The organism is Novosphingobium sp. KN65.2 (assembly GCF_001368935.1).
Classification (GTDB): Bacteria; Pseudomonadota; Alphaproteobacteria; order Sphingomonadales; family Sphingomonadaceae; genus Novosphingobium; species Novosphingobium mathurense.
Map to the genome: position 1 here is coordinate 33,698 of NZ_CCBH010000180.1, position 9,078 is coordinate 42,775.

7 protein-coding genes are annotated in these 9,078 nt (G+C 62.0%); 6 read left to right on the top strand and 1 reads right to left on the bottom strand.

Annotation, left to right across the window (positions count from 1 at the left end; genetic code table 11):
• The first annotated feature begins 258 nt into the window (after nucleotides 1–258).
• From SPHV1_RS18520 to rnk, 6 genes are all read left to right on the top strand, one after another.
• Nucleotides 259–2,163: a potassium transporter Kup gene (locus SPHV1_RS18520; RefSeq protein WP_054947519.1), complete on the top strand. Its 1,905-nt coding sequence runs from the start codon at nucleotides 259–261 to the stop codon at nucleotides 2,161–2,163.
• Between the two features lie 25 nt (nucleotides 2,164–2,188).
• Nucleotides 2,189–3,634: a DUF4118 domain-containing protein gene (locus tag SPHV1_RS18525; RefSeq protein ID WP_054947511.1), complete on the top strand. Its 1,446-nt coding sequence runs from the start codon at nucleotides 2,189–2,191 to the stop codon at nucleotides 3,632–3,634.
• Entirely contained in the window at nucleotides 3,631–4,311 is a 681-nt protein-coding gene (locus SPHV1_RS18530; RefSeq protein WP_054947512.1) for a response regulator transcription factor, read from the top strand. Before SPHV1_RS18525 ends, SPHV1_RS18530 begins: the two co-directional genes overlap by 4 nt.
• Before the next feature lie 406 nt (nucleotides 4,312–4,717).
• Nucleotides 4,718–5,824, top strand: coding sequence for a Fic family protein (locus SPHV1_RS18535; protein ID WP_054947513.1), 1,107 nt, complete (start codon nucleotides 4,718–4,720; stop codon nucleotides 5,822–5,824).
• Between the two features lie 32 nt (nucleotides 5,825–5,856).
• Entirely contained in the window at nucleotides 5,857–6,213 is a 357-nt protein-coding gene (locus tag SPHV1_RS25855; RefSeq protein WP_231634741.1) for a hypothetical protein, read from the top strand.
• 557 nt (nucleotides 6,214–6,770) lie between these two features.
• The gene (gene rnk, locus SPHV1_RS26155; RefSeq protein WP_082431059.1) at nucleotides 6,771–7,529 is read left to right on the top strand and encodes a nucleoside diphosphate kinase regulator; all 759 of its coding nucleotides are present in this window, start codon (nucleotides 6,771–6,773) and stop codon (nucleotides 7,527–7,529) included.
• A gap of 246 nt (nucleotides 7,530–7,775) precedes the next feature.
• Here the strand turns inward: rnk and SPHV1_RS18550 are convergent.
• On the bottom strand, nucleotides 7,776–9,078 hold a 1,303-nt coding region (locus SPHV1_RS18550; RefSeq protein ID WP_231634742.1), incomplete at its 5' end, for a bifunctional diguanylate cyclase/phosphodiesterase.

Below are 9,078 nucleotides of genomic sequence, written 5' to 3' on the forward strand. Positions count from 1 at the left end.
GTCCGGTCGGGCGCCAGCCAGCACGGGCAACCGGACAAAACGTTGGTCATTTTCATCCCCGGCGTACCGATATTGGGATTTGCACGAATTGGCTTCGGTGGCGGGTAGGCTTCAGTCGCACAGGCGCGCGGGGGCACGACCGGGGGCAGACATAGATGGCGGACTTTATGCATTTTTAATGGCGCGCCGGCGGCTTTCCCATGGCGCCTTAATGCCCCGGCGCGCGATCTTGATTTCCACGATCGAATGGAAACCAAGATGCGCGAAAAATCTCCCTTGCCCCATGCCTCCACCGCTGCCCTGACCTTGGGCGCGATCGGTGTCGTCTATGGCGATATCGGCACGAGTCCGCTCTATGCCTTCCGCGAGGCGCTTGCCCATGTCGGCGGGCAGGAGATCGGCAGCAGTGACATCATCGGGGTGCTGTCTCTGGCGATTTGGGCGCTGATCATCGTCGTGACGCTGAAATACGTGCTCTTTCTGTGCCGGATGGACAACAAGGGCGAGGGCGGCGTGCTTTCGCTCATGGCACTGGCGCGGATCGCGACCGGGGGCCGCTGGCTGATCGTCACCATCCTCGGTGCGACCGGGGCCGCGCTGTTCTACGGAGACGCGATCATCACCCCGGCCCTGTCCGTTCTCGCCGCCGTCGAAGGTCTAAGGACCGTGCCGGGGCTTGAGGGCATGGAACTGCCGATGATCCTGGGCCTGACGATGGCGATCCTGTTCGGGCTGTTCGCCTTCCAGTCGCGGGGAACGGCCGGCGTTGCCAGCCTGTTCGGCCCGGTGTGCTGTGTCTGGTTCCTTGCGCTGGCGGCTCTGGGCCTGACCCATATCTTCGATGCGCCGCAGATTCTGGCCGCTTTCAATCCGCTCGCGGCTATCGGCTTTCTCACGCAGCACGGAATGGCCGGGCTCTTCGTGCTCGGCGCGGTGTTCCTGACCGTGACCGGTGCCGAAGCGCTGATCGCCGACATGGGCCACTTCGGGCGTGGGCCGATCCAGCTGGGCTGGCTAAGCTTCGTCTGGCCGGCGCTGACGCTGAACTATCTGGGGCAGGGCGCCATGGCGCTGCAGGCCCTTGCCGACGCGCAGGCCGCGGGCAGGCCGTTCGAGAATGCGGACTGGTTCTTCCTGATGGCGCCCGACGCGCTGCGGGCGCCGCTGGTCGTCCTGGCGACATTCGCGACCATCATTGCCAGCCAGGCCGTGATCACGGGCGCCTACTCGCTGACGCATCAGGCAATTGCGCTGGGACTGCTGCCGCGCATGACCATCCGCCAGACTTCGGCATCCCAGAGGGGCCAGATTTACATGCCCATGGTGAACTGGCTGCTTCTGGGCGGCGTGCTGGTCCTCGTCTTCGTCTTCAAGAGCAGTTCGGCCATGGCCACGGCCTATGGAATCGCGGTGACCGGCACCATGGTCGTGACAAGCCTGCTTGCCTTCATCATCGCCTGGCGCGCATGGCACTGGCAGCCATTCTGGACTGCGCTGCTGCTTGCGCCGTTCCTTGGCCTCGACATCATCTTCCTGGGAGCCAATGTGCTTCGGATCATGGAAGGCGGATGGGTCCCGCTGCTCGTTGCAGGCGTCATGGGAACGGTGATTGCGACCTGGCTGAGGGGGCGGCAGGTCATGCGCCTGCGCATCGCCAGACAGGGCGCCTCGATGCAGCAGCTGGCCGCAGCGCTGGAGCAGCGCCCTGCAGTGATCATTCCCGGCGTGGCCGTGTTCCCGACCGAGAACCTCGACGTTGCCCCCTCGGCGCTTCTGCACAACCTCAAGCACAACAAGGCGCTGCACGAAACGAACGTGCTGCTCAAGGTGGTCACCGAGGGCGTGCCCTACGTGGCGCCCGCCGATCGACTGGCGCTGGAACGGATCAACGAGCGCTTCACCAGGGCCGTCCTGCATTATGGCTACATGGATCAGGTCGACGTTCCGACCGACCTCTCCCGCGGGGAAGGGCTGCTGCTGGGCCGAGGCGGGACTTCGTTCTTCGTGGGGCGCAATGCCATCCGGCGCGCCAGCAATCCGATGTTGCCGCGGTGGATGACGTGGCTTTATCGCTTCCTGCACCGTAATGCTGCCGATCCTACGGCCTGGTTCGCCATTCCGGCCAATCGCGTCGTGGAACTCGGAAGTCAGATCGAATTGTGACCTGAGAGCAGCCGGACTGGACAGTATGCAACGCCCGATAGCCTCTTATGCGATTGCCCTGTTCGGCGTGGCGGCCATCGCCTGGCTCACCGCCGCCCTGCTGCCCCAGATCGGGATTGCCTCGGCCGCGCTGATGTTTCTTCTGCCCGTGCTCTACGCGGCAGTGCGCGGCGGGTTGCTGCCCGGTCTGCTGGCCGCCTTTGCAGGTGCGATCGCCTACAATTTCTTCCTTCTTCCGCCGCGCTTCACACTGCGGATCCACGGCTTCGACAACGTGATCAGCGTTCTCGTATTCGTCGTGGTCGCCGTGGTGACGAGCCGGCTTGCGACATTGCTGAAGGCGCGCGAGGAGGAAGCGCTGGCCCGCGCCGCCTGCAGCGAGGAACTGGCAGCGCTTTCGGCGTTGCTGGCGGCAAAGGATGCCGCATCGGCGCTGGGCGAGGCCATCAGCTGGCTTGAACGGCGCCATGACCGCATTCTGCTGATCGACGAAGATTTTTTGTCCGGCAACGATGCCGGTCTGTCCGCGCTCGACCTCGCCGCAGCATCATGGGCCTTGCACAACGCAGACATGACCGGTCACGCCACGCAAGTCATGCCCGCTGCAGACTGGACATTCATACCTCTTGGCCCGCACCTCGGGACGGACCCGGATGTCCTTGCCGTTGCCCGTCCCGCGACCGGCGTCACGCGCAGCGCAAGCGACCTGTCCCATCTGGGGCAGATTGCCGCCCTGCTCGGTCAGGCCCGGGACCGGGTCGCGCTTGAACAAGAGACGCGCGAGCGCGAGCGCCTCGCCCAGGGCGACCGGCTGAGGCGGACCTTCCTTGCTTCGCTCGCGCATGATTTTCACACGCCGCTGACAGTCATAACCGGACGTCTGGTATCGCTCAGTCAGACCGTACCCGATGCCGACGAGGCCCTTGAAGCGGCACGGCGACTGGAACGGATGCTGGAGGACCTGCTCGGCGCTGCGCGGATCGAAGATGGCTCGGTCGTACCGCGGATGGAAAGCGTCGATTTCGTCGATGTCGTCGGGGCGGCGGTGGAGGCCGTGCGCCTGCCGGGCCGGATCGCATTGGTGCGCGATATCCCGCCCGACCTCCCGTTCGTCCATGCGGATCCGGTGCTGCTGCGCCATTGTCTGATCAACTTGCTGGACAATGCGGGGCGGCACGCCTTCGGCACGGTTACGCTTTCGGCGCGATGTGCAGGTTCCCGCATGGCGCTGGCGGTCTGCGATGACGGTGGCGGGATCGCCGAAGCGGACCGCGCGCGGATATTCGAACGGTTCATCAGGCTTGAAGGCGATGACCGGGGGCAGGGCAGTGGGCTGGGCCTCTCGATCGTCAAGGGCTTTGCAGAGGCCATGGGGATCCCCATAACCGTGTCGGACAGCGCGTCCGGCGGCGCCTGTTTCCGCCTCTCGCTGGCGCAGGTCAGTCCCCGGCAACCGGAGCCCGAAGAATGAGCAGGGTCCTGATCGTCGACGACGAAGCGGCAATCCGGCGCCTGCTCGAGGCAATCCTGTCCCGCGCCGGTCACGACTTCATCGCTGCCCCGAACGCGGCCGGCGCGCTGGCCGCCCTCGATCGCGGCAATGTCGATGTCATCCTGCTCGACCTGGGCCTGCCCGACCGGGACGGATTGGAGGTGATCGCCGCGGTCCGGCAACGCTGCGCCACTCCGATCATCGTGCTGACGGCGCGCCACGAGACAGCCGAAAAGATCTCGGCGCTCGACCTCGGTGCAGACGATTATGTGACCAAGCCATTCGACAGCGACGAACTGCTGGCGCGCCTGCGCTCAGCCCTTCGCCGTTCCGGAACGGCGATAACCGGCGACGACGCGCGCCTCGAATTCGGACCGGTCAGCATGGACCTGGCGCGCCACGAAGTGCGATGCAATGACGCACCGGTTGCCCTGACACCACGCGAGTACGCGGTCCTCAAGGCCCTGCTGCAGGCCTCCGGACGCATCCTCACCCATGCCGCGATCCTCGAACAGGTATGGGGCAAGGCGCACATCGAAAGCGTCGACTACCTGCGCGTCGTCATCCGCGCCTTGCGGCTGAAGCTGGAAGCCGACCCTTCGGACCCTCGCCTGATCCGCAATGAACCGGGTATTGGCTACAGGCTGGTTGGTTAGTTTGAGTGTGCAAAGGTGTTTGCCAGGCCCTTAATTCCAAGCCGGAATAAGGTTCTCTCACGGGGGCTCTGAACATTGCAGACTGTTTGCGGCAAGCGGCCAGGTGTTGAGACTCCGGTTTGACCTTGGCGGGGCATTGGTACTGCATCTTCCTGCCCCCGCTCTTCCCACTCATCATGTTTCTTCTTCTGACCGGTCGCGGGCACGGGCTCCCAGCTCATCTTATGGCTGCGACATTCCCTCACCCAGCAGCGCGAACCGGTGAGCCGACAGACCCCTTGCTCCCCATGTGGCGAAGAACCACAAGGATCCAAGAGAGCGTGTGATGGCTGGATGAGGCAGAAATCGAAGGCTTTTGCCTCAGGAAAGTGTGTTCAATGAGTTATAAAGAGGCTATTTATAGCTCATGAAGTGGAATTGGCAGCAGCCAGACTGGCCTGATTTTCGTTGGGAGAGCGCCCCCTTGGCGGCGCTTGAAGCCCAGTTCCTGCAACAAGCCGGCATTCTCATTGGGTCGGTAAAGCACCTCGCCGACGATGACCGTGCCGCCGTCACCATCGACATCATGACTGGCGAAGCGCTCAAAACTTCCGAGATTGAAGGTGAAGTGCTCAATCGCGACAGCGTGCAAAGCTCGCTACGCCGCCAGTTCGGCCTTGAGATCGGCGACCGTCGCATCCCGCCGGCCGAGCGGGGCATCGCTGAAATGATGATTGGGCTCTATCGCGAGTTTGCCAAGCCGCTTACGGATGAGACGCTGTTCGCCTGGCACCGCATGGTCGTCAGCGGGCGCCACGACATCGAGGCTGTCGGTAGCTACCGCGAACACGCGGATACCATGCAGGTCGTCTCGGGATTCAGCCACAAGCCGAAAGTTCATTTCGAGGCCCCGCACTCGAAGGACGTGCCGCAGGAAATGCAGAGTTTCCTGTCATGGTTCGCTGCAACGTCTCCCGACGGTCCAAGACCCTTGCCAGGGTTGACCCGGGCCGGGATCGCTCACCTTTATTTCGTGTCGATCCATCCGTTCGAGGACGGCAACGGTCGTGTGGCCCGTGCGCTAGCCGAAAAGGTGCTGTCACAGGCAATCGGCCAGCCAAGCCTAATCGCCCTTTCACATGTCATTCAGCGCAAGCGCGCCGCCTATTACGATGCGCTGGAAGCTGCAAACAAGCATACCGAAATCACTGCGTGGCTGACCTATTTCGCCGAAACCGTGCTGGACGCTCAGACGCACAGTCTTACCCTGATCGACTTTCTCATCACCAAGACGCAATTCTACGACCGTTTCCGGGGCCGGTTCAACGAGCGGCAGGCCCGCGTTATCGCCCGGATGTTCCGCGAAGGGGTGGATGGCTTCACAGGGGGACTGAGTGCGGCCAATTACATCACCATCACAGGCACCTCTCGTGCGACCGCCACCCGCGATTTGCAGCAGTTGGTCAGTATGGGCGCATTGGGGCAGACCGGCACGTTGAAATCAACTCGCTACTATCTCGACCTGGGCAAATAGCGGGCGATGGGCCCGAAGAGTGAAACGCCGCTTTGGTCCCTTTGGCCGGTGCGCACGCGGTCAAACAATCTGGCCGGGTTCCTTCGCCCTCATCTGGAAGACGATCATGCCCGGCCGCGGCCGCACTGAATGTCGGTCAGGAAGTCGAGATTCGCAAGGAGGGCGGTCGGCTCATCATCAAGCCGGTCCTGAAGCCGGACTACACGCTCGAGGAGTTGCTTGCGGGCATGAAACCCGAGACCTTTCACGAGATTTTCGCGCCAAGCCCTCAGCACTCTGCTGAACGGGCATTCGGGATCAAGGCCGATACCCTGCTTCGCATGCAGTCGGCCTATGACCTAGCTGGCGTACGCGCGCTCAAGGTAGAACGGATCGCAGTAGAAGCTTAGGAAAAGTCGCGCCGAAACGGCGAGCCTTGCGCTGAGAAAGGAGTGGCAAACGTGCGCCCACCCTTGCCGTTCGACAGCGATTTTCCTGCGGAGGGAATCGGACATCCAAATCGGGTTGGGTCTGGGATGGCTGGGCGGCCAACGTGCCTGTCTGGATCAGGCGGATTCGAAGGTCGCTCTAACTTCCGCCATGGGAATGTAGACCCGTTCAGGATTGTCGGGATCGAGGTCTTACGCCTTGGGGCGACCATGGCCCGCACTTGATCGAGTTTCGCGGGGCTGCATTGGGATCTGTGGCTGGCCAGATGCGAGAGATCGGTGAAGACCAAACCATGACCGATCACGGGCTCGCAATTTGACTGCTCTCACGGATTGCGGCAACCTTACCTCATGATTCTTGACGTTCGGCATTTCCGGTACGCCCGCCATGGGGGGCAGCTTCTCGCAGGCATTTAGCCCCGGGTTCAGGTGGATAGCGCCCCGAACTCGGGGTGAAGGTGAAACTACGGCGCCCGACAGCGGCGCTGCTCCATGCCATCCACCGGAAAGTTACAGCCATGCCAAAGTCAGGAGCGGCAAAGCGGCCGCCAATTCACTTGATAGACGTCGAAGCCGATGCGCTCTCGGGGCTTGCCTACTCAGCGGAGAAGCTTGCGCCCGACGTCAGCAAGCTCCTGCTTGAGGAGATTCTGCGCGCCAAGGTATTGAAAGCCGAGCGCATCCCGAAAGACGTCGTCACCATGCGTGCCACAGTGAAGTATCGCGACGAAGCGAATGGCACTGCACGCTGGGTACAATTGGTCTACCCCCGCGAAGCCGATATCGTTCAGGGGCGAATTTCCATACTCACTTTGATAGGCGCTGGCCTTGTAGGTCTGCGCGAGGGGCAATCGATCCTATGGCCTGACCGGGAGGGGCAAGAGAGGCTCCTGACGGTCATCAAAGTTGTGCAAGACACCCAGCCCGAGACGCCGCAACCTGCGGCGAAACCGCTGCGCGCCGAAGGCTTGTCCAGCTTGCCCGAACCGGCAGCCGAGCAACAGGTCGGCATCGATGTCATCATCCAGATCGAAATCGATCGACGCCAACCAGGGTATCGCGCGCGCTTTGAAGAGGCCGTATTGAACTGGCCCAATCTGCAAGAGTGCCTGCTGCTGTCCAACGACATGAACTACTCGCTACGTCTTTGCCTCAAGAACATTGGAGAGTACGAACACGTCAAAAGCGGCCTGATGGCGAATTTGCCAGGCATCCGGAAATTGACCGCCAATTTCGTTGTGTCTGACCTGCTTCGAAGACGGGAGCATCAGGGTTAGCGACTGGGTCGAAGGGAAGTTCGAATCCACTAGATCGACTGCATTCCCGGGTCGAGCTACTCGGCGATCCGTCCGCCAATCACGCTCTCGCCAAAACCTGGCGTATGGTGCCCGAGATCATCCCGTTCATCCACGGCTACGGCGCCCCCGCACGAACCATGACGGGGCTCTGACGACTGCCCCGTCAGTTCCTGCGAGGGCCCGAGCAGCACCAAAGTCGGCGATTACCGGCATTCGTTCTCGCCATCATCTCGTTCCGCGTTGAGAGGAGGCCTTGAGCACTGGAGATAGGCTGTCATCGGACAATTCCAGGCTGGATTCCAGGTCTCGTTCAGCGGATCCTTCTGACCGGTTGAAGGGCAAGTTTCGCGAAGGCACCGCTTTGCTGAAAAGGAAACCCTGCACTTGGGCGCAACCCCGTTGTCGCAAGGCTTCCAGTTGGTCATCGGTCTCGACACCTTCAGCGGTCGTGCTGATCTCAAGGTCTTTGGCCAAGGCGATGACGGATTGTACAATGGCTTGGCAGTCTTCGCGGTCAAGTAGTCCAGACACGAAACTGCGGTCGATCTTGATTTTGTCGAACGGGAACGCTTGCAGGTATTTCAAAGAGGAATAGCCTGTTCCGAAATCATCGAGACTGATCCGCACGCCCATTCTCCGGAAACTCTGAAGCAGCTTGAGAACTTCTTCCTCGTCGCGGATGAACAGGCTTTCGGTCACTTCGAGCTCAAGCCGCTGAGGTTGCACACCGCTTGCGGCGAGCGCGTTTGCGACGAGCCTCAGAAAGCCCTTGTCCCGCATTTGGGCCGGCGAGACGTTGACGGCGATGGTCAAATGATCCGGCCACGTGGCCGCTTCGGCGAGGGCGTTGCGGATCACCCATTCCCCCAACTCGTTGATAAGCGTGCTCTCTTCGGCGATCGGTATGAAAACATCGGGATTCAGGACTCCCTTGGCGGGATGATTCCAGCGCACGAGCGCCTCATATCCCCCGGTCTGTCCGGTGGGTAGATCGACAAGCGGTTGGTAGTGAAGCTCCAGTTCGTTGCGTCCGATCGCGTTTCGCAGCCCGGTCGCCAGATCTCGCCTTTCCTGCATCTGTTCGCGCATGCTGGCGTCGAAGACGGAGAAGCCATTGCGTCCGCCGACCTTCGTCTCATACATGGCAAGATCGGCCGCGCGCAGAAGTTCGTCTGCCGTCATCCCGTCGTCAGAGGCGACGGCAGCGCCAATGCTCGCGCCGATCGTCATGGCTTGTCCGTCGATCTCAATCGGCTTCTCAAATTCCCCAAGCAGGCGCTGGGCCACCTCGAGGCATTCTTCGCGAGAGGGCAGATCGGATAAGAGGACTACGAATTCATCACCGCCTAGCCTTGCAACCAGGTCTCCGGGACGAACCGCCTGCTCGAGTCGGCGTCCCACCTCAACCAGCAGGGCATCGCCGGCCGCGTGGCCATATCCGTCGTTGACCTCCTTGAAATGGTCGAGATCCACGAACAGCAGGCCCGCCGATCGGCGGGGGGGGACGAGGAACAAGTGGCCTTCCCGC

Bases quoted from the DNA above. Each gene is read 5' to 3' on its own strand.
- SPHV1_RS18525 (WP_054947511.1), top strand. From the start codon at position 2,189: ATGCAACGCCCGATAGCCTCTTATGCGATTGCCCTGTTCGGCGTGGCG.
- SPHV1_RS18535 (WP_054947513.1), top strand. From the start codon at position 4,718: ATGAAGTGGAATTGGCAGCAGCCAGACTGGCCTGATTTTCGTTGGGAG.
- rnk (WP_082431059.1), top strand. From the start codon at position 6,771: ATGCCAAAGTCAGGAGCGGCAAAGCGGCCGCCAATTCACTTGATAGAC.
- SPHV1_RS18520 (WP_054947519.1), top strand. From the start codon at position 259: ATGCGCGAAAAATCTCCCTTGCCCCATGCCTCCACCGCTGCCCTGACC.
- SPHV1_RS18530 (WP_054947512.1), top strand. From the start codon at position 3,631: ATGAGCAGGGTCCTGATCGTCGACGACGAAGCGGCAATCCGGCGCCTG.